This is a genomic window from Pseudomonas sp. P2S-1, from assembly GCF_057197725.1.
On sequence record NZ_CM170068.1, the window covers coordinates 1,001,971 to 1,026,206 of the forward strand.

20 protein-coding genes are annotated in these 24,236 nt (G+C 63.9%); 8 read left to right on the plus strand and 12 right to left on the minus strand.

The features are described from left to right. Positions 1-15 precede the first annotated feature (15 nt). From AC2CQI_RS04610 to AC2CQI_RS04620, 3 genes are read left to right on the plus strand one after another with little or no spacing between them, the layout of a single operon-like run. The gene (locus AC2CQI_RS04610) at positions 16-813 is read left to right on the plus strand and encodes an ABC transporter ATP-binding protein (protein WP_484580582.1); all 798 of its coding nucleotides are present in this window, start codon (positions 16-18) and stop codon (positions 811-813) included. Further along, complete coding sequence (locus tag AC2CQI_RS04615; protein WP_484579331.1) at positions 807-2,018, plus strand: LLM class flavin-dependent oxidoreductase; 1,212 nt, start codon at positions 807-809, stop codon at positions 2,016-2,018. Before AC2CQI_RS04610 ends, AC2CQI_RS04615 begins: the two co-directional genes overlap by 7 nt. Then, positions 2,011-2,859, plus strand: coding sequence for an alpha/beta fold hydrolase (locus AC2CQI_RS04620; protein WP_484579332.1), 849 nt, complete (start codon positions 2,011-2,013; stop codon positions 2,857-2,859). Before AC2CQI_RS04615 ends, AC2CQI_RS04620 begins: the two co-directional genes overlap by 8 nt. 484 nt (positions 2,860-3,343) lie before the next feature. On the opposite strand, the gene AC2CQI_RS04625 is transcribed toward AC2CQI_RS04620, so the two are convergent. Beyond that, positions 3,344-4,918: an alkaline phosphatase D family protein gene (locus AC2CQI_RS04625; protein WP_484579333.1), complete on the minus strand. Its 1,575-nt coding sequence runs from the start codon at positions 4,916-4,918 to the stop codon at positions 3,344-3,346. 9 nt (positions 4,919-4,927) lie between these two features. Then, entirely contained in the window at positions 4,928-7,186 is a 2,259-nt protein-coding gene (locus AC2CQI_RS04630) for a TonB-dependent receptor (protein WP_484579334.1), read from the minus strand. A gap of 297 nt (positions 7,187-7,483) precedes the next feature. Here AC2CQI_RS04630 and AC2CQI_RS04635 point away from each other — a divergent pair, with 297 nt between their 5' ends. Next, the gene (locus tag AC2CQI_RS04635; protein WP_075804105.1) at positions 7,484-8,554 is read left to right on the plus strand and encodes a sigma-54 interaction domain-containing protein; all 1,071 of its coding nucleotides are present in this window, start codon (positions 7,484-7,486) and stop codon (positions 8,552-8,554) included. A gap of 121 nt (positions 8,555-8,675) precedes the next feature. Next, positions 8,676-11,144 carry a UvrD-helicase domain-containing protein gene (locus tag AC2CQI_RS04640; RefSeq protein WP_484579335.1) on the plus strand — a complete coding sequence of 823 codons (2,469 nt, stop codon included), beginning with the start codon at positions 8,676-8,678 and terminating at the stop codon, positions 11,142-11,144. 84 nt (positions 11,145-11,228) lie between these two features. Here the strand turns inward: AC2CQI_RS04640 and nhaB are convergent, their stop codons facing one another. Further along, positions 11,229-12,731, minus strand: a complete 1,503-nt coding sequence (nhaB, locus tag AC2CQI_RS04645; protein WP_484579336.1) for a sodium/proton antiporter NhaB — start codon at positions 12,729-12,731, stop codon at positions 11,229-11,231. Between the two features lie 151 nt (positions 12,732-12,882). Here nhaB and AC2CQI_RS04650 point away from each other — a divergent pair, with 151 nt between their 5' ends. Together AC2CQI_RS04650 and nudC are read left to right on the plus strand one after the other, a co-directional pair. Further along, positions 12,883-13,695 carry a crotonase/enoyl-CoA hydratase family protein gene (locus AC2CQI_RS04650; RefSeq protein WP_075804108.1) on the plus strand — a complete coding sequence of 271 codons (813 nt, stop codon included), beginning with the start codon at positions 12,883-12,885 and terminating at the stop codon, positions 13,693-13,695. A gap of 30 nt (positions 13,696-13,725) precedes the next feature. After that, a complete protein-coding gene (gene nudC / locus AC2CQI_RS04655; RefSeq protein ID WP_075804109.1) occupies positions 13,726-14,556 on the plus strand; it encodes an NAD(+) diphosphatase in 831 nt (276 codons plus the stop codon). Here nudC and AC2CQI_RS04660 read toward each other — a convergent pair. From AC2CQI_RS04660 to AC2CQI_RS04680, 5 genes are all read right to left on the minus strand, one after another. Beyond that, entirely contained in the window at positions 14,524-15,303 is a 780-nt protein-coding gene (locus tag AC2CQI_RS04660; RefSeq protein WP_484579337.1) for a TSUP family transporter, read from the minus strand. The two genes, nudC and AC2CQI_RS04660, sit on opposite strands and share 33 nt — an antisense overlap. Positions 15,304-15,495: 192 nt before the next feature. Beyond that, complete coding sequence (locus AC2CQI_RS04665) at positions 15,496-16,263, minus strand: SDR family oxidoreductase (RefSeq protein WP_484579338.1); 768 nt, start codon at positions 16,261-16,263, stop codon at positions 15,496-15,498. 20 nt (positions 16,264-16,283) lie between these two features. Beyond that, complete coding sequence (locus AC2CQI_RS04670; protein WP_075804112.1) at positions 16,284-17,351, minus strand: phosphotransferase family protein; 1,068 nt, start codon at positions 17,349-17,351, stop codon at positions 16,284-16,286. 186 nt (positions 17,352-17,537) lie between these two features. Next, entirely contained in the window at positions 17,538-17,855 is a 318-nt protein-coding gene (locus tag AC2CQI_RS04675; protein ID WP_009406999.1) for an SCP2 sterol-binding domain-containing protein, read from the minus strand. A 53-nt stretch (positions 17,856-17,908) separates the two neighbouring features. Next, on the minus strand, positions 17,909-18,619 hold the full coding sequence (locus AC2CQI_RS04680) for a histidine phosphatase family protein (RefSeq protein WP_484579339.1): 711 nt from the start codon (positions 18,617-18,619) through the stop codon (positions 17,909-17,911). A 198-nt stretch (positions 18,620-18,817) separates the two neighbouring features. On the opposite strand from AC2CQI_RS04680, the gene sohB reads away from it, so the two are divergent. Next, the gene (sohB, locus tag AC2CQI_RS04685) at positions 18,818-19,837 is read left to right on the plus strand and encodes a protease SohB (protein WP_484579340.1); all 1,020 of its coding nucleotides are present in this window, start codon (positions 18,818-18,820) and stop codon (positions 19,835-19,837) included. Between the two features lie 106 nt (positions 19,838-19,943). Here sohB and AC2CQI_RS04690 read toward each other — a convergent pair whose 3' ends face one another. The 4 genes from AC2CQI_RS04690 to AC2CQI_RS04705 form a co-directional block, all read right to left on the minus strand. Further along, positions 19,944-21,245 (minus strand): transposase, encoded by a 1,302-nt coding sequence (locus AC2CQI_RS04690; protein ID WP_484578524.1) that lies wholly within the window; start codon positions 21,243-21,245, stop codon positions 19,944-19,946. Between the two features lie 129 nt (positions 21,246-21,374). Then, complete coding sequence (locus tag AC2CQI_RS04695; protein ID WP_075804115.1) at positions 21,375-21,869, minus strand: DUF934 domain-containing protein; 495 nt, start codon at positions 21,867-21,869, stop codon at positions 21,375-21,377. Then, positions 21,853-23,511: a nitrite/sulfite reductase gene (locus AC2CQI_RS04700; protein ID WP_075804116.1), complete on the minus strand. Its 1,659-nt coding sequence runs from the start codon at positions 23,509-23,511 to the stop codon at positions 21,853-21,855. Before AC2CQI_RS04700 ends, AC2CQI_RS04695 begins: the two co-directional genes overlap by 17 nt. A gap of 468 nt (positions 23,512-23,979) precedes the next feature. Then, a complete protein-coding gene (locus AC2CQI_RS04705) occupies positions 23,980-24,195 on the minus strand; it encodes a DUF2970 domain-containing protein (RefSeq protein ID WP_075804117.1) in 216 nt (71 codons plus the stop codon). Positions 24,196-24,236: the final 41 nt, after the last annotated feature.

A 24,236-nucleotide genomic window follows, 5' to 3' on the forward strand; every position in this document is an offset into this window, starting at 1 on the left:
CACGGGCGCGAGGCCGTGCTGGAGGCACGTCAGTTGGCCAAAAGCTTCAGCCGCCGCGCCGGTTGGTGGGGGCGACGCAGTACGCAGGCGCTGGACCAGGTCGACCTGCGCCTGGTCGAAGGCGAGACCCTGGGAATCGTCGGCGAGTCGGGGTCGGGCAAGTCCACCTTGGGTCGGGCCCTGGTGCGCCTGCTCGCGGTGGATGGCGGCAGCATCCAGTGGCAGGGCCGCGAGGTGGCCGGGTTGTCCCAGTCGCGCCTGCGAGGTTTGCGCGGTGCGGTGCAGATGATCTTCCAGGACCCGTTCGCTTCACTGAACCCGCGCCAGCGCATCGAGACCCAGCTTATGACCGGGCCGCTGGCCCAAGGCGTCGAGCGCGAGGAAGCGGCGCGGCGGGCGCGGGAGGTGCTGGAACTGGTGGGCCTGCCGGCCACGGCATTGCAGCGTTTTCCCCATGAGTTTTCCGGCGGCCAGCGCCAGCGCATCGGCATCGCCCGGGCCCTGGCGGTGCGGCCAAGGATCCTGATCGCTGATGAATGCGTCTCGGCCCTGGATGCGCTGATCCAGGTGCAGATCCTGGAATTGCTGGAGTCGCTGCAGCGCCGGCTGAAACTGAGCATCGTGTTCATCACCCACGACCTGCGGGTGGCCGCACGGCTGTGTGACCGCATCGCTGTGATGAAAGGCGGCCAGGTCGTGGAGACCGGCGAGACGGCGCAGGTGCTCGACCAGCCGCAACATCCCTATACCCGCAGGCTGCTTGGCGGCTTCAGACGCAGTTCGGCGTCGGCGGCGGAGGTGGCGGCATGCTGAGCCTCAACGCCTTCCTCATGGCCACCGGTCATCATGTGGCCGGCTGGCGTCATCCCGACGCCCAGGCCGATGGCGGCCTGGATTTCCAGCATTACCGGCAACTGGCGCAGACCGCCGAGCGCGGTTGTTTCGATGCGATCTTCCTGTCCGACACCCTGGCCATGCTGCCCGGCAGCCTGGAAGCCCTGGGCCGGATGTCGCGCACCGAGCATTTCGAACCGCTGACCTTGCTGGCCGGGCTTGCGGCGGTGACCGAGCGGATCGGTCTGGTGGCGACCGCGACCACTTCCTACAACAGTGTCGACAGCGTGGCTCGGGCCTTCACCTCGCTGGAGCGCCTGAGTGGCGGACGCACGGGCTGGAACCTGGTGACCTCGAGCAATGCCGGGGAAGCCTTCAATTTCGGCCGGGAAACCCACTTCGAACATGCCCGGCGCTATGGGCTGGCACGGGGTTTCCTGGAACAGGTCAGGGCGCGCTGGGCGGCCAGCGGCGTGGCGCCGGTGCAGGTCCTGGCCGGCGCCTCGAACGCCGGCTGCGAGCTGGCGGCGGCCCATGCCGACATGGTGTTTACCGCGCAGCCCGAGCTGGCCGGGGCCAAGGCGTTCTACCGCGAGCTGAAAGGCCTGCTGCCGCGCTACGGACGTCGTCCGGATCAACTGAAGATCATGCCGGGAGTGCTGCCCGTCGTGGCAGCCAGCAACGCCGAGGCCGAGGCGCTGTTCGAGCGGTTGCAGGCGCTGGTGCAGCCCGAGGTGGGCTTGTCGTTGCTGGCGGATATCGCGGGCGGTACGGATCTGTCCGGGTATCCGCTGGACGGCCCGCTGCCGCAGTTGCCGGCGACCAACTCCGGGGTCAGCCGGCGCGACCTGCTGATCGCCGTGGCCCGCCGTGAAGGCCTGAGCATCCGCCAGCTGTACCTGCGCATGGCCGCCGCGCGCGGGCATCTGGTGGTGGTCGGCGATGCGCAGTGTATCGCCGATTGCCTCGAGCAGTGGTACGTCGAGGGGGCGGCGGATGGCTTCAATGTCATGCCGCCGTACCTGCCTGGCGGGCTGGACGCCTTCGTCGAGCGGGTGGTCCCCGAGTTGCAACGTCGTGGACTGTTCCGTCGCAGCTATCAGGGGCGGACCCTGCGTGATCACCTGGGGCTTTCCCGCCCCGTTCCTTCGCAATCAACAGAGGTACAGACGGCCCATGGCTGACTTTTCCCAACTGCCGCGAGTGCGTGGCGAACGCCTGGAGATCCGTCCGGGCCGGCATCTGAGCGTGGCCTACCAGGCCGGCGGCGATACCGTGGTGTTTTTCGGGCATGGCGGCGGTGGCAACAAGGACCAATGGCGCGAGCTGTGGCGGGACCTGGGGGCGCGAGGCTACAGCCTGGTGGCCTGGGACCTGCTGGGGCATGGTGCCAGTGACTGGCCCCGGGATGCCCGGGCCTACGCGTGGGACGAACTGGTGGCGGATGAGCTGGAGGTCCTGCGGCGATTCGGCGGGGCGCGCAATATCATCGTTGCCCATTCGTTCGGCACCGGGCTGGCCTTGAGCGCACTGTTGGCGGGGCCTGCGGTGAGGGTCGACGCGGCCCTGCTGCTGGGCAGCCAGTTGCACCGGCCGTTGAAGCGCAAGGGCCTGTTGAACCTGCCGGTATGGGTCCTGGAATTGTTGAGGCCGCGCCTGGCTCGGGGTTTCCGCGAGGCGGCCTGGCATCCCGAGGCGGACCCGGCGCTGGTGGACTATGAAGACGGGCTGGCCCAGGGGAACTCGTTGCAGGTGTTCAAGGCCCTGGTTGCCCATGCGCAATGGCCGGACGCCGCGGCATTGGCGCGGCTGGAAGTGCCGATCTCGGTGCTGGCCGGGGACCGCGACGGCCTGACCCCGGCCAGCGGCGGCGAGGAACTGGCCCGGCAGCTGCCACAGGCGCAGTTCCGGGTGCTGGCGCGGTGTGGGCATCAGTTGATGCTGGAGAAACCGCAGGAGGTGTTGGCGGCGTTCGAGGGGCTGGTGGCAGGGTTGAGGACGTTTGAGTCTGCGCCGGTGATCTAGGTGACTGCCCGTCATAGAACCGCGTTATGGCCGCCAGGTGCAAGCCGGGAGATCTTCAGCGACCTTGAGATCGAGCGCCGCCCGCGCGGCGCATCGCTGGCAAGCCAGCTCCCACATTTGTTGCAACGTGCCATGGCCTATGAAATATCCGTTGCTAGCCTTTGGATGTTCGGCGATCTACTGCGGGGAGGCTGTTGGGCTCGACGCGGTATCGCGGCGTCCGAACAAGGCGGTCAACCATGGCCTGACAGGCATAGGCACGTTGCAACAAATGTGGGAGCTGGCTTGCCAGCGATGCGCCGCGCGGGCGGCGCTCGATCTTGAGGCCGCTGCAAGAACATCGTCATGCACAGCGATGCGCCGCGCGGGCGGCGCTCGATCTCAAGGGCGCCGAAAAAGGCATGACAAGCACCTGCCAGCCCTGATGCGATTTACCGGACCTTCTTACCTCAAAAGATGTGTAGATACCCATGCCGCGAGGTCCTCAGGCTTCCTGGATCCGCGAACTCCCACTCTCCACCACCAGGCGCTTCAAGGTCGACACACTGGCCGCCGGGTCCATCCGGTCCGAGATCGCCTGCATCCGTACCTCCAGCCGGTCCCTCTGCAGATCCAGCGCCAGGTACCCGCGCGGACGACTGTCATAGAAGCGGATCTGCGGGTTGTCCGGCAGGATCGATTGCACCGCTTCATAGCTCGGACCGTTGGAGGTGATGGAGGTCCCGACGAACTCCGCTGCTACCAACTGCGAGTCCGGGTCCTCGGGCCGCTCGTGCAGGTGATTGGCCCAGAAGGAGTGGTAGTCGCCACTGAGAACCACCGGATTGGCCACCCGGCTGTCACGCAGGTTATCCAGCAGGCGCCCGCGGGCCGCCTGGTAGCCGTCCCAGGTGTCGGTCCAGTAGCGGGCCTCGTCGTCACCGGGACGTTGCGCCCGCAACGGTGCGACCAGCAGGTCCTGGGCGATCAGGTTCCAGCGGCTGTCACCACGGCGCAGCCCGTCGTAGAGCCAGCGCTCCTGCTCGAAACCGAGCAGGGTACGCTTCGGGTCACGCAGGTCGACGCAGCTTTCCCCTTCCATATGCCCCTTGCCGAACACCGGCGCCTGGTAGCAGGGCTGCCTGGAGCGGTATTGACGACCGTCCAGCACCGGTAGCGCGGCGAGGTCGCCATAACGGAAGCGCCGGTAGATCTGCGGTCCGCCATTGCTGCCCATGTGCGGGCGGCGCAGCGGCATGTTTTCCAGGAAGGCCTGGTAGGCTGCTGCCCGGCGCAGGCGAAAGCGCTCGACGCTGATCTTCGGATCCTTGGAATAGACCTGGGAATAGTCGTCCTGTACCTCATGGTCATCCCAGGTGGCGATCCACGGGGCGGCGGCATGCAGGCGGCGCAGGTCCGGGTCGGTGCGGTGCAGGGCGTAACGGTAGCGGTAGCCGGCCAGGTCGGTGGCTTCCGGAGCGTTGTAGGCACGGGCCAGCCCCGGGGTGTCCGGGGCATTGCTGTATTCGTAGATGTAGTCGCCAAGAAACAGCACCAGGTCCGGATGCTCGTCCGCCATATGCCGGTAAGCGCTGAACAGGCCACGCTCGTAGTGGGCGCAGGAGGCGACGCCAAGGCGCAGGCGCTCCGGGCGGGCGTAGAGCGCCGGCAGGGTCAGGCTGCGTCCGGCTTCGCTGCGCTCGCCCAGGGCGATGAAGCGGTACCAGTACTCACGGCCGGGGGCCAGGCCCCGCAGTTCCACGTGCACGGCATGGCCATTGACGGCCAGGGCCTGGGTGCGGCCGCGCTGGGCGATACGCCGAAAGCCCGGGTCGAGGCCGACTTCCCAGTCCACCGGCACGCTGGCTGGCAGTTCCAGCTCATGGCCGGGGTAAGGCAGGCCGGCACTGAGCCGGGTCCAGATAACGAAACCGTCTGGCCAGGGATCGCCGCTGGCGACCCCGAGCAGGAAGGGCGTGGCGATTGCGCCCAGGGCGCGGCCGTAGCGCAGCAGCAGCGGCGCTGCGGCTACACCCGCCAGCAGGCGCAGGGCCTGACGGCGGTTGAAGTCGGAGGTCATGGGCGCTCCTCAGAACTTGTAGCTGGCCTGGACGCCCACGGTACGCGGGTCGCCGGGCGTAGCCATCTGGGCGTTGGAGAGGAACGAGCCGTGGTACAGGTCGTATTTCTTGTCGAACAGGTTGCGTGCCCACAGCGCCACCGACCAGTTGCCATTCACCGGGGTCAGGCCGAGACGGGCGTTGGCCAGCCAGTAGGCTTCGGTGGTGGTGCCGTTACTGCCGGCGATGCTGTCGTGGTAGGAGTAGTCGCTCTGCGCACTGAGGACGAAGCCGGGAATCTCCCAGGCATATTCGACTTGGCCGCCGTAGCTGGTCTCGGGGAAGTTGGTCAGGCTGGAACCGGAAAAGTCGGTGTACACCGGATAGGCGAAGCCCACGGCGCGGGTGGCGGTGCTGTTCAGGCCCTGGTAGTCGATGTACTTGCCCTTCTTGGTCCCGAAGTACTGGCCGATGGTCAGGCCGGCAAGTGGCTGCCATTGCAGCTCCAGCTCGTAGCCGTAGATCTTCGACTTGGGAATGTTGACCAGGCGCCCGACGTTGCCGACCTGCTGGCTGATCCATACCTGGGACTGGTACTGCTGGTCGCGGTAGTCGTAGTAGAAGGCCGCTGCGTTGAGGCGCAGGGTGTCGCTCAGGTCGCTCTTGAAGCCCACTTCGTAGGCCAGCAGTTTCTCCGGCTTGACCGGGGCGATCTGCTCGACGTAGCTGGAGTTGTAGGCGGTGAAGCCACCCGACTTGATACCGCGGCTGACCGTCGAGTAGAGCAGGGTCGATGGCGTCAGCTGGTACTCGAGGCCCAGCTTCCACGAGGTGGAGTTGCTGTCCAGGTCGCTGTCGGCAGCGGGGAAGGTGTTGGCGCCAAGGCTGTAGGCGCCGTTGTTGACCAGGATGCGCCGGGTGCTGAAGTCATCCAGCTCGCGCTTTTCCTTTTCCTGGCGCAGGCCGACGATCAGCTTGAGGTCGTCGGTCAGGCGATAGTCGCCCTGGGCGAACACACCCCAGGTCTGCGAACGCTGCTGGTAGGAGGTGTAGGTGCCGTAGCCGAGGTTGGCACTGAAGTCGGAATAGAACTCCTCGTCGAGCCGGTCCTTGGCGAAGTACAGGCCGGTCTGCCAGTTGAAACGCTCGTTGTCGTGGGAAGCCAGGCGCAGTTCCTGGGAGAACACCTCGACCTGGGAGTCGAAATACTCGTCGGATTGCGGGATCACCGAGGCGTCCCAGTCGATGTATTCGCGGCGGCGGAAGTGGTCCGATGAGGTGATGCTGGTGATGCTCAGGTGATCATCCAGGTCGAAGGTGCCGGTGAGGGCGAAGCCGGTGTTGTCGTTGTCGCGGTGCGGCTTGTCCTTGAGCGACAGGCCGGTGAGGTTGGCGAAGCCCTGGGTCAGGCCCCAGCCGGTGTTCTTGCCGTTGCTCTCCGGGGCGATGGTGCTGTAGCGCGAGCCATAGGTGGCGTTGGGCTTGAGGCCCTGGTACAGGTACGAGCCGCGGCTGTCGGACTGATCCTTGCCGCCATGTACGCTGAGGTTGAAGTTGATCGCGTCGCTTGCGTCCCAGTCCAGCTGGCCGCGCAGCGAGGTGGTGTCCTTGTCGCCGAGGCTTTGCCCGGTGTCGCGGTTGTCCTGCCAGGCGCCGCCTTGTTCGGTGATGAAGGCCAGGCGCCCGCGCAGGGTGTCGCTGAAGGGGCCGGAGATGAAGCCTTCGACGCTGCCGGCGTCATAGGAACCGTAGTTGGTGGTGATGCCGCCATGCAGCTCGCGGGTCGGCTTGTTGGTGATGAAATTTATCGCTCCGGCGGTGCTGTTGCGCCCGTACAGGGTGCCCTGCGGACCGCGCAGCACCTCGACCCGCTCCAGGTCGAAGAGCTGGCCCTGGGTCTGGATCGGGTAGGGCAGCGCCACCTGGTCGAGGTACACGCCGACGGTGGAGGTGTTGTTGCTGCCGTAGTCCTTGAGGCCCACACCGCGGATGCGGAACAGCGGGTTGCCGCTGCCGTACTGCGGCGCGATATCCAGGTTGGGGACGTAGTTCTGCAACTGGTTGACGTTGGTCACGCCTTTTTCCTGCAGGGCTTCACCGCTGAGTGCGGTGACGGCGAGACCGATGTCCTGGGCCGATTCCTCGTGGCGCTGGGCGGTGACGGTGACCGAGGCCAGGGCCGTGGTGGGTTGTTCGGCGGCCTGGGCGACGGCGCTGGCCAGCAACGAGGCGCTGGCGAACAAGGCGTGACGACCGAATGGAAGGCTGTTGCGAAGTGTTGTGCGCATGGCGGGTGTCCCTTGGAAAATGCGAATAAGGGCCGCTCTGTGAAGAGTAAGCAGGCAGGGCGATAGCAAGCGTTGTGCCATCACTCGAAACGCCCGGATTTATTACGCTTTCGTGACAGCTGGCGCGCGCTGCACCTGTGTTGCGGTGGATATCCAGCAGTGGCCCGAGCAGGTTGTTGCAGAACCAGCATTCTGGATAAACGGTTATTTTCTAATGCTTTTTTAATATTTCTGGCTATAAGCGAGCGAACGGTAGAGTGATGGCTTTCTCACTGCCGACACCGGGACGTATTTGCCATGAGTGGTTTTCAGGGACAGCCGAACCCGATTCTGACCTTGCCCAATGGCGCCAAGGACCCGCTGTCGATCCGCGCCAAGGCGCTGGTCTTCGCTGACCCGCGCTCGCGCCAGTTGCTGGAGTACCTGCAGCGGGTCGGCCCGAGCGAGGCGCCGGTGTTGATCAATGGCGAGACGGGTACCGGCAAGGAACTGGTCGCACGCTACATCCATGCTGCCAGCGGGCGCAGCGGCGCCTTCGTCGCGGTGAATTGCGGGGCCATCAGCGAAACCCTTGCCGAAAGCGAATTCTTCGGTCACGAGTCCGGGTCCTTCTCCGGTGCCACGGGCCGCCGCGCTGGCTGGTTCGAGGAGGCGGACGGCGGCACCCTGTTCCTCGACGAGATCGGCGACCTGCCCTTGCCGTTGCAGGTCAAGCTGCTGCGAGTGCTTCAGGAGCAGGAGGTGGTCCGGGTCGGCTCGCGCAAGCCGGTGAAGATCGATATCCGCCTGGTCACGGCCACCAACGTCAACCTGGAGCAGGCGGTGGAGGCAGGGAATTTCCGCCTTGACCTGTTCTACCGCATCAATGTCGCCCAGGTCGCGGTGCTGCCGCTGCGTGAGCGGCCACTGGACATCCTGCCGCTGGTGGAGCACTTCCGCGCCCTTTATAGCGCACGCCTGAAGATCGCCGAACCGATGCTCTCGGAGTCTGCGGCCCAGGCGCTGCTGGACTATCCGTGGCCGGGGAACATCCGCGAGCTGGAAAACGTCGTGCACCTGGCCTTGCTGGTGGCCGGTGACAAGCCGATCCGCCCCGAGCACCTGAAGTTCTCGGCGGGGCTCAGCGCCTTGTCCGCTGCATCAGGCAGCGTGAACAAACTGCCGCAGGAAGTGATCCGCGAACAGCTGTTGAGGCTGTTCGAAACGCCTGGCGATTCGCTGCTCAACGATATCGAAGACCTGATCGTGCGCGAGGCCTTTGCCCACTGTGGCTTCAACCAGCTGCGCACCGCCGAACTGCTCGGTATCACGCGCAATGCCGTGCGTACCCTGCTGGTCAACCACGGCTTGCTCAAGGGCCGCGCCTGATCTGTCGGGGTTTCTCCGCTGTGTGCGCTAATCCTCTGATTCAACAGACAATCAGCCCTGTCCCATCAGGCTCGAATGGGGTACAACTTCCGGCTTGTGTGTTCGTTCAGCCGGAGTCGGTGTGTCAGACAAGCTTCCCCCGCAACCCCAGGACCTTACCCCGCCCGCCCAGCTTCCATGGCTCAGGCGTCTGACCGCGCGTCTGCTCGGTCGTGGTCTGAACCGCCTGCGGGCGCAGCATCGTGATTCCTGGTTCCTCGGCCACGCCACCGGCCAGCGTACCGGCCATGCCGAGGGCCTGCGCGAAGGCTTCGATGAGGGCCATGCGCTGGGTTACGAGGCTGGCCGCCAGGTCCTGGTGATCCGCGATACCCGCGCCGAGGAGCACGGCGTGCCGGGCCTCGACGACGCCCTGTTCGACGACTGGCGCCTGCCACTGACGGCGGAGCTGAAGAAACGCTTCAAGGCCGACGTAGCCCAGCGCCTGCCGGCCCATGCCCAGCCAAGTGCAGCGCAGTGGAAGATGATCTTCAGCGAGACCCCGTCCACCTGCGTGATCGCCGGTGCAGGGGCGGGCAAGTCGACCTCGCTGGTGCTGCGCATCCTCCTGCTGCGCCAGTACCTGGGCTACGAGCTGGACGCCATGACCGTGGTGACCTTCACCCGCGAGTCGCGCAAGGACTTCATCAATCGGCTGTTGCAGGTGTTCAGCCAGTGGCAGGTGCCGCTGACCCCGGTGCAGGCGCGGGATCTGGTACGCACCTTCCACTCGCGGATCCTGCCGCTGGTGCGCAGCCTGCCGGGCTTCATCCAGGTACGGGCCTTCGAGACCCTGGGCAGCGAGTTGCCGGCGGGGGCGGAGGCCGATGCCGAGAGCAACCCCTTCGACCTGCGCATCAACGACGCCCAGCGCCAGCAGCTCAACCTCTGCTACCGCGACCTGCTGCGCGCCAGTCCGCGCTTCGCCGAGCTGATCGGCGGCCTGCGCCGCGAGGCGGTGCAGCTCAAGGCACTGGAGAAGGATCACCCCGACGTGCAGAAGCGTGTCGCCGTGACCCAGCTCTCCGCCACGAGGGACGAAGAGCTCTGCGATACCATCGAGGACCTGTGGTTCAGGGCCGGCGCCTGGCCGATCAAGGGCATCGAGCCGAGCCGCGAGACCGTCGAGATCAATGGCAGCCAATTCCATTTCCACGGCCATATCGCCGAGCTGGATGCCTGGGTGGTGCTTGGCTTCGACCCGGGCGAGAACCAGAACTACAAGCGCCCCGGGGCCAAGCTGCCGGTGTGGGCGGAGTGGGTGATCAAGCGCACCCTGTTTCAAGCTTTCTGCGATAAACCTGTGATCTGGCTGGGAAATTATGCAGAGGCAAGACGTCTCACCGCTTCCCTGGCTGGCGACGCGGTGGCCGGCCCGGGCTTCGACTACAAGGTCAAGGGCGAGCTGGCGGCTATGCCGTTGCTGGATGCCTTTGTCGGTGCGGCGGGCTTTATCGAGAACCTCGGGCTGGATGTCAGCGTCGCGGTGAAGGGCATGAGCTTCCCGCAGGGCGATACCGACGCGCTGTTCTTCGAGGCCCTGAGCCTGTACTGGAAGGCCCTGGAGGAGCACATGCTGGACCAGTCACCGCCGGTGATGACCTACAACCGCATGTTCGCCCTGTTCGGCGAGAACAACCCGGAGAACCTGCGCCTGCTTCCGGACCCGCTGCTGCGGCCCATGGCGCACCTGATGATCGACGAGTTCCAGGATGTCTCGCCGCAGATCGTCTCGTGGATCCGCGCCAGCCTGCGGGAGATCCGTCGTCGCGGCTCGGACATGCATGTCGGCCGTGCGGCGCAGCATTCCTCGCTGCTCTGCGTGGGCGATGACTGGCAGTCGATCTATGGCTGGCGGGGCAGTTCGCCGAAGTACTTCATGGAGTTCGCCAAGGCCTTTGTCGCGCCATCGACCACCCGGGTGATGCTCACCGACAACTACCGCAGCCACCAGCACATCATCGACGCGGCGGAGCATATTGTCCGCTCGGCGCCGTCGATTGCCGGGAAGAAGGCCAAGGCGATGGGGCCGGTGGCCGAGGAGTGCTGGCCGGTGCAGGTGCAGGAGCGGGATGAGGCGGCGCTGGCCCAGCAAGTGATCGAGCATTACAACCGGGGTGATTCGGTCATGATCCTGTTTCGAAGAAGTGTCGATAAGTCACTGATTTCAGAACATATTCATTCCGTTGTTAATGTGGATTCTAGCTTGCCTTCCGGGCAGCGGCGGCTGAAGCAACTGACCTATCACAGTGCCAAGGGGCTGCAGGCGGATGCCGTGTTCATGCTTGGGGATTGCCAGTACGTGACCCGTTCGCCGTACAAGAACCAGGTGTATCGCCTGGCCGGGCTGGGCAAGAGCGGGGATCCGGAGGCGTTCGATACGGCGCAGAAGGAGGAGATCCTGCGTCTGGCTTATGTGGCGATTACCCGGGCGGTGCGGTACTGCTACTGGCATGTGGAGAAGCCGGGGGCGGAGCAGGCGGGGCAGCCGAGGGCTTCGGTGCAGGTTGATGGGAAGAAGGCGTTCTTCGAGGATTTGCGCGGGCAGTGAGGGCCCTATCGCTGGCAAGCCAGCTCCCACAGGCGCTGCGTACCCTGTGGGAGCTGGCTTGCCAGCGATGAGGCCATCAGGGTTTCACAGCCAGTAGGTCACTGCCCACCACCCCAATCCACCCATGACCACGGTGTAAGGCAACGCCATCCACACCATCCGCCCATAGGACAACCGCACCAACGGCGCAATCGCCGAGGTCAGCAGGAACAGGAACGCCGCCTGCCCATTGGGCGTCGCCACGCTCGGCAGATTGGTCCCGGTATTGATCGCCACCGCCAGCGTCTCGAAATGCTCACGGCTCATCCCGCCATTGAGGAACGCCTGCTTCACTTCGGTGATGTAGATGGTGGCGACGAACACGTTGTCGCTGATCGCCGACAGCAAACCGTTGGCAATGAACAGCATCCCCGGCTGCTGCTCCGCCGGCAGGGCCAGCACCCACTGGATCAGCGGGGTGAACAGCTGCTGCTGGTGAATCACCGCGACCACGGCGAAGAACACCACCAGCAGCGAGGTAAACGGCATGGCGTCCTGGAACGCCCGGCCCAGTCGGTGCTCGTCGGTGATCCCGGTGAACGAGGTGATCAGCACGATCACCATCAGCCCGATCAGCCCCACCTCGGCTACATGCAGCCCCAGGCAGACGATCAGGATCAGCGCGGCGATGCCCTGCACCATTAGCGCTGCACGCTGCTGCGCAGTGCGCTGGGCGTCGTCCTCGGCGCTGTAGGCGGCCAGCACCCGGCGCACGTTGTCCGGCAGCAGGGTGCCGTAGCCGAACCAGCGCAGCTTCTCCAGCAACATGCAGGTGACCAGGCCGGCTACCAGCACCGGCAGCGACACCGGGGCGACCTTGAGGAAGAAGTCCTGGAAGTGCCAGCCCATCTCATGGCCGATCAGCAGGTTCTGCGGCTCGCCCACCAGGGTGCAGACGCCGCCCAGGGCGGTGCCCACGGCGCCATGCATCAGCAGGCTGCGCAGGAAGGCGCGGAACTGGTTGAGGTCTTCCCGCGCCAGGTCGGGAAGCTGGTGGTCGGTGTCGATCTGTGTCTCGCTGCGCGGGTCGCTGCCGGAGGCGACGCGGTGATAGACACCATAGAAGCCAACCGCTGCACTGATGATCACGGCGGTCACGGTCAAGGCATCGAGGAACGCCGACAGGAAGGCGGACAGAAAGCAAAAAGCCAGTGATAACACAGCCTTGGATCGAATTCCTAACAAGATACGCGAGAAGGAAAACAGCAGCAGGTCCTTCATGAAGTAGATCCCCGCCACCATGAACATCAGCAGCAGGATCACCGGGAAGTTGTGCTGCAGTTCTTCATAAAGCGCTTGAGGAGTGGTCAGCCCCAGCAGCAGGGCCTCGACCAGCAGCAGGCCGCCGGGCATCAACGGATAGCACTTGAGGGCCATGCCGAGGAAGAAGATGAACTGCACCACCAGCACCCAGCCGGTGACCACCGGGCCAAGGGTTGCCAGCAGCAGTGGGTTGAGGACAAGGAACAGGCCGACCGTGGCCTTGTACCAGCGTGGGGACTGGCCAAGGAAGTTGTGAATCAGGGCGCCGGGCAGGGAGCGGGGCATGAAATGTTTCCTAATGATTCAAGGGCCTGCGCACGGTGCCGCAAGTGCCCCATAAGATCAACAGCGCCAGTCCCGCTTTTGGCACAAGCACGGTGTGCCGGGTGGGATATAGTCCGAAGCTTCCTACATCCGCCGCTCAAGGAGTGTCGCCGTGACCGACTACACCGCGTTCAAGGTCGAGCTGTCGAACCATATCGCCCACGTGCAGATCAACCGCCCGGAAAAGATCAACGCCATGAACGCTGCGTTCTGGCGCGAGATCGTCGAGATCTTCCAGTGGATCGACGAGACCGACGAAGCGCGGGTGGTGGTGATCAGCGGTGCCGGCAAGCATTTCTCCTCGGGCATCGACCTGATGATGCTGGCGTCGCTGGCCAACGAACTGGGCAAGGACGTCGGGCGCAATGCGCGCCTGCTGCGGCGCAAGATCCTCGAGATGCAAGCCTCGTTCAATGCCGTGGACAACTGCCGCAAGCCGGTACTGGCGGCGATCCAGGGCTACTGCATCGGCGGCGCCATCGACCTGATCGCCGCCTGTGACATGCGCTACGCGGCCAGCGACGCACAGTTCTCGATCAAGGAAATCGACATGGGCATGGCCGCCGACGTCGGCACATTGCAACGTCTGCCGCGTATCATCGGCGACGGCGTGCTGCGCGAACTGGCCTATACCGGGCGCACCATCGGTGCCGAAGAGGCGCAGCGCATCGGCCTGGTCAACCGTAGCTACGACGACCACGGCGCGCTGCTCGACGGAGTCTTTGCCATCGCAGCCGAAATTGCGGGAAAATCCCCGATTGCCGTGGCCGGCACCAAGGAGATGCTCAGCTACATGCGCGATCACCGGATCGACGACGGGCTCGAGTACATCGCCACCTGGAACGCCGCCATGCTGCAATCCACCGATCTGCGGGTGGCTGTGGCCGCCCATATGAGCAAACAGAAGCCGGAGTTCGCCGACTGAGCGTCACGAAGCTCCGCTAAGGAAAGGGACATGTCAGCGCGTTGGACCACTGCGGTACTGGATACGAATGTCAGCGGCGGCCTGGTGGTCGTGCGCAGCGCCGAAGGATTCATGGTGGACGCCAATGGCGCGCTGTTCCCTCGCGACTGGTTCAAGCGCCAGGAGCCGGATATCCGCTTCGAGCACGGCATCGGTCACTACGACGGGCAGCCGGTCTACCTGATCGAGCTGCACGGCGCCCAGGCGCTGCCGGGCTGCAGCTGGCGCGGGCTGCGCCAGTTCATGCTGGAAGGGGATTACGACACCTACAAGATCCTCGGCTATGCCGCGCAGATCGCCACCTGGGCCCGTGAGCACCGCTTCTGCGGCAGCTGCGGCCAGGCGATGACCCAGGTGCCGCGGGAGCGGGCGATGTACTGCCAGCCCTGCGACCTGCGCAGCTACCCGCGCATCTCGCCGAGCATGATCGTGCTGATCACCCGTGGCGACGAGATCCTCCTGGCCCGTTCACCGCGCTTCGTCACCGGCGTCTACAGCACCCTGGCGGGCTTTGCCGAGCCGGGGGAGTCGGCGGAGGATTGCCTGGTCCGGGAGGTGCGCGAGGAGGTGGCCCTGGAGGTGCAGAACATCCAGTACGTCGGCAGCCAGTGCTGGCCGTTCCCGCATTCGATGATGCTCGGCTTCCATGCCGAGTACGCGGGTGGGGAGATCGTCATGCAGCCGGACGAGATCGAGGATGCCCAGTGGTTCCGCGTCGACGCCTTGCCGCCGCTGCCCGCCGGGCGTTCCATCGCCCGTTACCTGATCGACCTGTACGTGGCGCGCCGTTTAGGCCTGGCCGAACCAGTGCTGCCACGCTAGGCGCACGGTCAGCGCCAGGACCACGGTGATGAACACCGGGCGAATGAACTTCGAACCGCCGCTGATGGCGGTTCGGGCGCCGAAGAAGGCGCCGACCATCAAGGCCGAACCCATCGACAGGCCGACCAGCCAATCCACCTGACCCGAGAAGATGAACACCGTCAGCGCTGCGGCGTTGCTGACGAAGTTCATGCTGCGTGCCACGCCGCTGGCCTTGACCAGGTCGATGGGGTAGATCAGCAGGGTGCTGACCGTCCAGAAGGCGCCGGTGCCGGGCCCGGCGACGCCGTCGTAGAAGCCGAGGGTGAAGCCCTGGGGGAACTGCCATTTCTTCTTGATCGGTACGTCGGCGTCCAGCGGTGCCTTGGGCGTGCCGCCGAACAGCAGGTAGACGCCGCAGGCGAAGACGATCACCGGGAGCATCTTGTTCAGCCATTCCGCTGGCAGGTAGTGGGCGACCACCGCGCCGATCAGGGCGCCGACCAGGGTGCCGACCAGCGCGTGTTTCCACTGCGCCGGGTGGAACAGCTTGCGCCGGTAGTAGGTGAAGCCGGCGGTGGCCGAGCCGAAGGTGGAACTGAGCTTGTTGGTGCCCAGGACCAGGTGGGGCGGCATCCCGGCGGTGAGCAGGGCTGGGGTGGTCAGCAGGCCGCCGCCACCGGCGATGGCATCGATGAAACCGGCGACGAAGGCAACCGCGGCGAGGATGGCGAGGGTGGTGAGGTCAACGCTGAGTTCGAAAGGCATGGGGGATTTCTTGTGCGACAGGGGCTGGCGAGAAGGGCTCGCCGGAAGCGGGATATGGTACGCCTGTCGTCGGGATTTGTGTGTTTCTTGAGGGCCTCATCGCTGGCAAGCCAGCTCCCACAGTGATCGCGTGCACCGCCGGACCTGTGGGAGCTGGCTTGCCAGCGATGAGGCCTCAAGTTCAGCGGAGAATCAGGACAGGAAGCCCCCATCCACATTCAACGCCACTCCGGTGGTATAGCTGGACGCATCGCTGGCCAGGTACAGCACGGCCCCCGCCATTTCCTTCGGATCGGCCACCCGCTTCAGCGGGATCTGCTGCAGGGCGGTGTTCAGGATCGCATCGTTCTTCACCAGCGCCGAGGCGAACTTGGTGTCGGTCAGCCCCGGCAACAGCGCGTTGCAGCGAATGCCGAACGCCGCGCATTCCTTGGCGAAGACCTTGGTCATGTTGATCACCGCCGCCTTGGTCACCGAGTAGATGCCCTGGAACACGCCCGGCGAGACCCCGTTGATCGACGCCACGTTGATGATGCTGCCGCCACCGTGCTCGCGCATCAGCTTGCCGGCTTCCACCGACATGAAGAAGTAGCCGCGGATATTCACGTCCACGGTCTTCTGGAACGCGCCCAGGTCGGTATCCAGCACATTGCAGAACTGCGGGTTGGTCGCGGCGTTGTTGACCAGGATGTCCAGGCGCCCGAACTCTTCGCGGATGCGCGCGAAGACCGCAGTGATCTGCTCCATCTCGCCAATATGGCAGGCAACCGCCGTGGCCTTGCCGCCGGCCGCGACAATGGCGTCGGCGACCTGCTGGCAGCCGTCCAGCTTGCGGCTGGAGACGATCACATGGGCACCCTGCTGGGCCAGCAGGTGGGCGATGGCCTCGCCGATACCGCGGCTGGCCCCGGAAACGAAGGCGATCTTGCCGTCGAGGTCGAACAGTTGGGTCTTGGGCATGGCAGGTTCCTTTTGTAGTTTCAGAGACTGGACGCGTCGATGACCTTGAGGCTCATGCGCTCCAGCAGCGTGTTCATGTGGATGAACTGGGCGAAGCGCTTGTCCTGGGTCTGGCCGTGGTAGAAGCGGTAGTAGATCTGCTGGACGATCCCGGCCAGGCGAAACAGGCCGTAGGTGTAGTAGAAGTCGAAATTGGCGATCTCGATCCCGGAGCGCTCGGCGTAGTAGTCGACGAACTGGCGGCGGGTAAGCATGCCCGGGGCGTTGGACGGCTGGCGGCGCATCAGTTGCACCGGCGCAGGGTCCGCTGCCTCGATCCAGTAGGCGAGGGTGTTGCCCAGGTCCATCAGCGGGTCGCCGATGGTGGTCATTTCCCAGTCCAGCACGCCGATGATGCGCATCGGGTTTTCCGCATCGAGGATCACGTTGTCGAAGCGGTAGTCGTTATGGATGATGCCCGGGCGTGGGTGGTCCGCCGGCATCTTCTCGCGCAGCCAGGCGATCACCGCTTCCCAGCGCGGCGCGTCCGGGGTCAGGGCTTTCTCGTAGCGCCCGGCCCAGCCTTCGATCTGCCGCTGCACGTAGCCGTCCGGCTTGCCCAGGTCGGCCAGGCCGACGGCGTGGTAGTCGACCTGGTGCAGTTCCACCAGGCGGTCGATGAAGCTCTTGCACAGGGCCTCGGTGCGCGCCGCGTCGAAGCCCAGCTCCGGTGGCAGGTCAGAGCGCAGGATGATGCCCTTGACCCGCTCCATCACGTAGAACTCGCCGCCGATCAGCGACTCGTCGGTGCAATGCACGTAGGCCTTGGGGCAGTAGGGGAAGCCGGCATTCAGCTGGTTGAGGATGCGGAATTCGCGGCCCATGTCATGGGCGGACCTGGCTTTGCTGCCGAAGGGTGGGCGACGCAGGACGAACTCGCGCTGCGGGTAGCTGACCAGGTAGGTCAGGTTCGAGGCGCCGCCCGGGAACTGGCTGATCACCGGCGTGCCCTCGAGGCCGGCGATATGCGCCTTGAGGTACGGGTCGATCAGGGCGGAGTCGAGCTCCTCGCCGGGGCGGACCTGGGTGGACTGATCGGTGAGCGACATGCCTTTTCCTTATTTTGGTAGCCATGGAACATTGGCTAATCTAATGATCGCATGCAGACCTGCCAAGCACTGCCATGCCTTATTGGCGCGGGTGTTGCGGGTCGATAAGCGCTCCTGATGCCGGCTGCGGGCGAAAAAAAACCGAAGCGGACAAACGCTTCGGTTTCTTCGTCACGGGCGCGGAAATTACGCCGGGAACAGCTCGCTGAGCTTCATCGACAGCATCATGTCGCCTTCGACGCGCAGCTTGCCGCCCATGAAGGCCTGCATGCCGTCGGTCTCGCCACTGACGATGCCTTTCAGGGTTTCGCTGTCCATCACCAGGGTGCAGTTGGCGTCGGCGTTTTCACCTTCCTGCAGGTCGCAGGTGCCATCCTTGACGATCAGCGCGTAGTGCTTGTTTTCGTCGGTGATGTTGAAACCGAAGATCAGGTCCAGGCCGGCGGCGGCGCTTGGGTTGAATTTGGCTTTCATGGCTTCAACGGCTTTGGCGACTTCGCTCATGGTGTTTTCCTTATTGAGTGGTTTCGGTTACGCAGGGTCGTTATGCGCCGGATTCATCGCCAGGTGACGAGTTCCGGCACCCTCAGCAGCCGCACATGGGCTTGGCTGTTGAAGGAGGCCAGGGTCACCTCGCTGCCGCGGAATTTCAGCTGGCTGAGCGAGGTGTTGATGATCTGCCAGTTCAGCTCGAAGGCCTGGCTGGGGCTGATGCCGGTGATGCGGTGGAGCAGGGCGGTGATGGTACCGCCCGAGGTGAAGATGGCGATATTGTCGCCGCCGGCGGCTTGCTCCAGGACGCGCTGCAGGCCTTCGCCGGTACGCTGGACAAAGGCCGCCCAGCTCTCGATGCCGTCGCGATCGTGCTGGCCGCCGTGCCAGCGCTCGACCAGCAGGGCGAACAGGCGCTGGAATTCGGCACGGTGTTCGCGGGCATTGCGCAGCACGTTCAGGGCTTCGGGTTCTTCCGGGAGCAGCGCGGGGAGCAGGGCGCGGATGACGGCGTCGGCGTCGAATTCATTGAAGGCGGCGTCGGTTTCCACATCCGGGACCTTCACGCCACTGGCCTGCATGGCGCCGAGGGTCAGGAAAGCCGTGTCCTGCTGGCGGCGCAGGTCGCCGGCGACGCAACGGTCGAGCTTGAGCCCGAGCTGGACCAGGTGGGCGCCGAGGGCTTCGCTCTGGCGCATGCCGACCGACGAAAGTACGTCGTAGTCGTCGCAACCGAAAGAGGCCTGGCCATGTCGTATCAGGTAGATGCTGCCCACGTCGTCTGCCCGGGAAATTGGATCTGGCGAGGTTAGGTTGCCATCCTTTCGGTGTCAACGAAAAAACATACAAGCGTTTGAAAAGAGCGTTTGAACTGTGGTGCCAGACATTTCCTACGCTGGCGACAGCGGATTGACGCCGGTATGCTTCACTTTCGTTTTTTTAGCGCCTGATGCGCAGTCCAAGAAGGAGTAATCGTGGAGTTCCTTGCAGAGTACGCAAGCTTTCTCGCCAAGACCGCCACCCTGGTGATCGCCGTGCTGGTCGTGCTGTCGGCCATCGCCGGCATGCGCGGCAAGGGCCGGCGCAAGGCCGGTGGGCAGTTGCAGGTCACCCGGCTCAACGAGTTCTACAAGGACCTGCGCGAGCGCCTGGAGTCGGGGCTGCTGGAAAAGCACCAGCTCAAGGCCCTGCGCAAGCAGCAGGCCAAGGAGCAGAAGAAGCTGAAGAAGGCGCCCGCCGATGAAAAACCGCGGGTCTTCGTGCTGGATTTCGACGGCGATATCAAGGCCTCGGCCACCGAGAGCCTGCGTAACGAGATCACCGCGCTGCTGACCCTGGCGACCCCGCGTGACGAAGTGGTACTGCGTCTGGAAAGCGGTGGCGGCATGGTTCACAGCTATGGCCTGGCCGCTTCGCAACTGGCGCGCATTCGCCAGGCCGGTGTGCCGCTGACCGTGTGCATCGACAAGGTCGCGGCCAGCGGCGGCTACATGATGGCCTGCATCGGCGAGCGTATCGTCAGTGCGCCGTTCGCCATTCTTGGTTCGATCGGCGTGGTGGCGCAGTTGCCCAACGTCAACCGGCTGCTGAAGAAGCACGATATCGATTTCGAGGTGCTGACCGCCGGTGAGTACAAGCGCACCCTGACGGTGTTCGGCGAAAACACCGAGAAGGGCCGGGAGAAGTTCCAGGAAGACCTGGACGTGACTCACCAGCTGTTCAAGGACTTCGTTTCGCGCTATCGGCCGCAGTTGCATATCGATGATGTGGCGACCGGCGAGGTGTGGTTGGGTGTGGCGGCATTGAACAAGCAACTGGTGGATGAACTGAAGACCAGTGATGAATACCTGAGCGAGCGAGCCCGGGAGTCGAACCTGTATCACCTGCATTTTGCCGAGCGCAAGAGTTTGCAGGAGCGGGTAGGGCTGGCGGCCAGTGGGGCGGTGGAGAATACCGTGCTGGGGATCTGGAGCAGGATCAGTCGTTGGCGGTGACCTTTCGGGCCTCATCGCTGGCAAGCCAGCTCCCACAAGGTCCGCGTGCACCGCTAACCCTGTGGGAGCTGGCTTGCCAGCGATAGGCATGGGTATCTACACATCTCTAACGCCTTTGCCTCGGTAGCCAGCCAACAGCTTCATTTGCAAACGCGGCAAGCTCCTGAGGACTGTACTGCTCCAGCGTTTCTGTCATGGCTAACAGCATGTACAGCCCTGCCAATAACGCTGAAGCAGTCACAGGCTGGGATCGTTTCATCTGGCGGCCAGATAATCGCACCAGGAATGTTCGGGTTTGCTCGGCAAACTGACCCTCGGCACGCATCAATCGCCAAGCCACTGCACAGGCCTGACTTGCGATAAGCAGTCGTTTGAACACAGCCTCACCACTTTCCTGCTGCCAGCTTTCCAGCTGTTGCCCACCTTCCTTGAGCAGTTTGAAGTAGGACTCGATTCGCCACCGCCAGTAGTACCAAAGCGCAATCTGCTCAGCACTGGCTTTCCCGCCCACATTGCTCAGCAGATACCAAGTGGCTAAGAGTTCTCCCGATTCGCTCATGACCCGGCTGACAACCAGGCGCGCAGGAAGAGGATCTCCTGGCTGGCGGAGCTTGAATCGTTCTGCCCTGCTTTTGGCAGTTGGTTGGGCTTTTCGGGTCAGCACTACGTCTGTTTCTGCGACCCACTGTATCGCCGGCTTTCCCTTGAAAACGACGTCCCGAGCGGCTCTAAAGGACAGGTCTTCAGCGATGAGCTTCACTGAGCGCGATCGATCCTGGTACTTAGCCGTGGAGTTCATCCTGGCTCGCACCAGCCAAAGATGGTTGCCAGCTTGCAGTTGCCTCAGATGCCCCACCGAGTCTGCTTCTCGATCGACGATATGCACCAAAGGTTTGGCAAAGCCTTGCTGTTCAAGCCATGCAGCACGGTCCACCAACTCGTCCATGTGCTTGCCATGAGCAATGAGTTCATCAGTCCGGGTGCTGAGTATTCCATCCTTGAACGACAGGTTTTGAGCGGGTGTGCAGATGGGTGATCCATCACGATCACTCACCAGCAGGCTGCTTTGCAGTTCGTAACCGACATCGCCCTTATGGGTCATCTGCAGGCGATCAGTCTTGCTGTGGTGGTGCATGAAATTGATACGCGACCAGTCATGCATGACCAGTGCGTACTCATCGCAATCCTCGCTGCATCCCTCATGAGCCAATGCCAGCAAGGGTTTCACCAGATCACTGGGTTTAACCCGGTCGTTTCCCAGAAACCGCCACATGGCCTGTGTTTGCGAAAAGGCCCTGTCGCTACGCGGCAGGGCCTTCATTCCGGCGGCCAAGCCCGCCAGTGCGTTGGTATGTCCCATCACTAACTCGTCGTACCGCTTGATCAGTCGGGCATCGAGCCCGGTCATTTCGAATCCATGCGGTTCTTTTATAGACCATGATGGGAGTTGTGTAGATACCTATGCAGCGATAGGGCCCTCAAGAACGAAAAAGCCCCGTCAGATTGACGGGGCTTTTTCATTTCAGCGGTCGAACGATCAACGCCGACGGAACAACGGCAGCGGCTCGTCAGTCGCCGCCTGGTACGTCACCGAGAAGTCCTTCAGGCTTTCCAGCGCGTCTTCCGGGCTCTTGTCGGCCCGGATGGCGAAGGCGTCGAAACCGCAACGGGCCATGTAGAACAGCTGGTCGCGCAGCACGTCGCCAATGGCACGCAGCTCGCCGGTGAACTTGTAGCGGTCACGCAGCAGGCGCGCATTGGAGTAGTTGCGCCCGTCGGTGAAGGCCGGGAAGTTCAGGGCGATGACCTGGAAATGCGCGACGTCTTCACCGATTTCCTCGGCTTCCTCGTCGCTGTCCAGCCACACGCCCAGGCCGCCATCACGGGCTTTCAGGGCATGGGCGTGTTCGCGCCAGAGTTGCAGCGGCACGATGTAGTCGTCGCAGTTGGTCAGCTCGTCGAGGGTGACTTCCTTGGGCAGCAGGTGCCAGGTTTCGTCGACGATCTGGTTGTTCTTAATGATTCGCTGCATAGACGCGCTCCTTGAAGGGGTCGATGCCGATACGCTGGTAGGTGTCGATGAAACGCTCGTCTTCGGTACGCTTTTCCACGTACACGGAGATCAGCTTCTCGATCACGTCCGGCATGGCGTCCTGGGCGAAGGACGGGCCGAGGATCTTGCCGAGGCTGGCGTCGCGGCTGGCGCTGCCACCCAGGGAGACCTGGTAGAACTCTTCACCCTTCTTGTCCACGCCGAGAATGCCGATGTGGCCGACGTGGTGGTGACCGCAGGCGTTCATGCAACCCGAGATGTTCAGGTCCAGTTCGCCGATGTCGAACAGGTAGTCCAGGTCGTCGAAACGGCGCTGGATGGATTCGGCGATCGGGATCGACTTGGCGTTGGCCAGGGAGCAGAAATCACCGCCAGGGCAGCAGATGATGTCGGTCAGCAGGCCGATGTTCGGGGTGGCGAAGCCATGCTCGCGCAGTTCCAGCCAGAGCGCGTGCAACTCGCTCTGCTCGACGTCGGCGAGGATGATGTTCTGCTCGTGGGAGGTGCGCAGCTGGCCGAAGCTGTAGCGCTCGGCGAGGTCGGCGACCTTGTCCAGTTGCTTGTCGGTCAGGTCGCCCGGGGCGACGCCGGTGGGCTTGAGCGACAGGGTCACGGCGACGTAGCCCGGCTTCTTGTGCGCCAGGGTGTTGCGCACGCGCCAGCGGGCGAAGCCCGGGTGCTGCTGGTCGAGCTCGGCCAGTTGCCCGTCGAGGTTGTCCAGGGCCTTGTAGTCCGGGTCGACGAAGTGCTTGGCAACGCGCTGCACTTCGGCGTCGGTCAGGGTGGTCTGGCCGCCGCGCAGGTGGACCATCTCGGCCTCGACCTTCTCGGCGAAGACTTCAGGGGTCAGTGCCTTGACCAGGATCTTGATCCGCGCCTTGTACTTGTTGTCACGGCGACCGTAACGGTTGTACACGCGCAGGATGGCGTCCAGGTAGCTGAGCAGGTCCTGCCAGGGCAGGAACTCGTTGATGAAGGCGCCGACCACCGGGGTACGGCCCAGGCCGCCACCGACCAGGACGCGGAAGCCCAGTTCGCCGGCTTCGTTGTGCACCGGCTCCAGGCCGATATCGTGCACTTCGATGGCCGCACGGTCGCTCTTCGAGCCGTTGATGGCGATCTTGAACTTGCGCGGCAGGTAGGCGAATTCCGGGTGGAAGGTGGTCCACTGGCGGACGATCTCGCACCATGGGCGCGGATCGATCAGCTCATCGGCGGCGACGCCGGCGAACTGGTCGGTGGTCACGTTGCGCAGGCAGTTGCCGCTGGTCTGGATCGCGTGCATCTGCACGGTGGCCAGTTCGGCGAGGATCTCCGGGATGTCTTCCAGAGCCGGCCAGTTGTACTGCACGTTCTGCCGGGTGCTGATGTGCGCGTAGCCCTTGTCGTAGTCGCGCGCGATCTTGGCCAGCATGCGGGTCTGGCGCGAGGTCAGCTGGCCATACGGCACGGCGACACGCAGCATCGGGGCAAAACGTTGGATATAGAGGCCGTTCTGCAGGCGCAGAGGGCGGAATTCTTCTTCGCTCAGCTCGCCGGCCAGGTAGCGGCGGGTCTGATCCCGGAACTGCTTGACGCGGTCCTCGATGATCCGCTGATCGTACTCGTCGTATACGTACATAGGGGTCCTGTTCTCAAGCTGCTTGCAGCTAATCGCGCGCACGGCCGCGCACTCCGGATGCGGAGCCGGGGAAAGATAGCAGGTTGTATTTATGTGAAAAAGTGATGTTTTTGCATATGAAAAGAACGAAACGGACTAAGTGAGACTGGCTGTCGTTTGTAAGCGGATTTGACCATCCGCCGGGCGGTAAAAGTCCCTGCTTGAGCAATGGGCATTGCTCGACTTAACTGCTGGAGGTGTGCATTCCCATAACCACTACAAAAGAGGCGATGCAATGGGAAACCCGACCAAAACCGGCAAGACCGACAGCAGTGTCGACGCGTGGGCAATCCTCTGCCTGATCGTGCTCGTGGTCGTAACCGCCGTGTACTGGGTCAGCCATCAGTGACGGAGCGCAGTGGCTGAAAATACCGTGATCAGCAATCAACGAAACCGCCCGCGGCATGGACCCCGCGGGCGGTTTTGTTTTCAGCGTGCTGTTAAGTGCATGGCCAGTTGCACCAGCCCGTAGAGGATCAGGATGAACACCAGGGTGAAGGCGGTGCCCATGGCAATGAAATGCGAGGGCTTGCCGTGGGTGAAGTCGCGGGCGCGGTTCTTCCCGGACTGCACGCCGAAGGCGGCGGCGAGGACGCTGTGCAGGAGCTGCCAGAAGGTCGGGGGCTTGCCTTGAGGGTCTTCCATGGGCTGGGCTCTCCGGGTGGTTGTGTCCCAGAGTCTAGCCT

Bases quoted from the DNA above. Each gene is read 5' to 3' on its own strand.
- AC2CQI_RS04615 (WP_484579331.1), top strand. From the start codon at position 807: ATGCTGAGCCTCAACGCCTTCCTCATGGCCACCGGTCATCATGTGGCC.
- AC2CQI_RS04620 (WP_484579332.1), top strand. From the start codon at position 2,011: ATGGCTGACTTTTCCCAACTGCCGCGAGTGCGTGGCGAACGCCTGGAG.
- AC2CQI_RS04625 (WP_484579333.1), bottom strand. From the start codon at position 4,918: ATGACCTCCGACTTCAACCGCCGTCAGGCCCTGCGCCTGCTGGCGGGT.
- AC2CQI_RS04630 (WP_484579334.1), bottom strand. From the start codon at position 7,186: ATGCGCACAACACTTCGCAACAGCCTTCCATTCGGTCGTCACGCCTTG.
- AC2CQI_RS04635 (WP_075804105.1), top strand. From the start codon at position 7,484: ATGAGTGGTTTTCAGGGACAGCCGAACCCGATTCTGACCTTGCCCAAT.
- nhaB (WP_484579336.1), bottom strand. From the start codon at position 12,731: ATGCCCCGCTCCCTGCCCGGCGCCCTGATTCACAACTTCCTTGGCCAG.
- nudC (WP_075804109.1), top strand. From the start codon at position 13,726: ATGTCAGCGCGTTGGACCACTGCGGTACTGGATACGAATGTCAGCGGC.
- AC2CQI_RS04660 (WP_484579337.1), bottom strand. From the start codon at position 15,303: ATGCCTTTCGAACTCAGCGTTGACCTCACCACCCTCGCCATCCTCGCC.
- AC2CQI_RS04665 (WP_484579338.1), bottom strand. From the start codon at position 16,263: ATGCCCAAGACCCAACTGTTCGACCTCGACGGCAAGATCGCCTTCGTT.
- AC2CQI_RS04670 (WP_075804112.1), bottom strand. From the start codon at position 17,351: ATGTCGCTCACCGATCAGTCCACCCAGGTCCGCCCCGGCGAGGAGCTC.
- AC2CQI_RS04675 (WP_009406999.1), bottom strand. From the start codon at position 17,855: ATGAGCGAAGTCGCCAAAGCCGTTGAAGCCATGAAAGCCAAATTCAAC.
- AC2CQI_RS04690 (WP_484578524.1), bottom strand. From the start codon at position 21,245: ATGACCGGGCTCGATGCCCGACTGATCAAGCGGTACGACGAGTTAGTG.
- AC2CQI_RS04695 (WP_075804115.1), bottom strand. From the start codon at position 21,869: ATGCAGCGAATCATTAAGAACAACCAGATCGTCGACGAAACCTGGCAC.
- AC2CQI_RS04700 (WP_075804116.1), bottom strand. From the start codon at position 23,511: ATGTACGTATACGACGAGTACGATCAGCGGATCATCGAGGACCGCGTC.
- AC2CQI_RS04705 (WP_075804117.1), bottom strand. From the start codon at position 24,195: ATGGAAGACCCTCAAGGCAAGCCCCCGACCTTCTGGCAGCTCCTGCAC.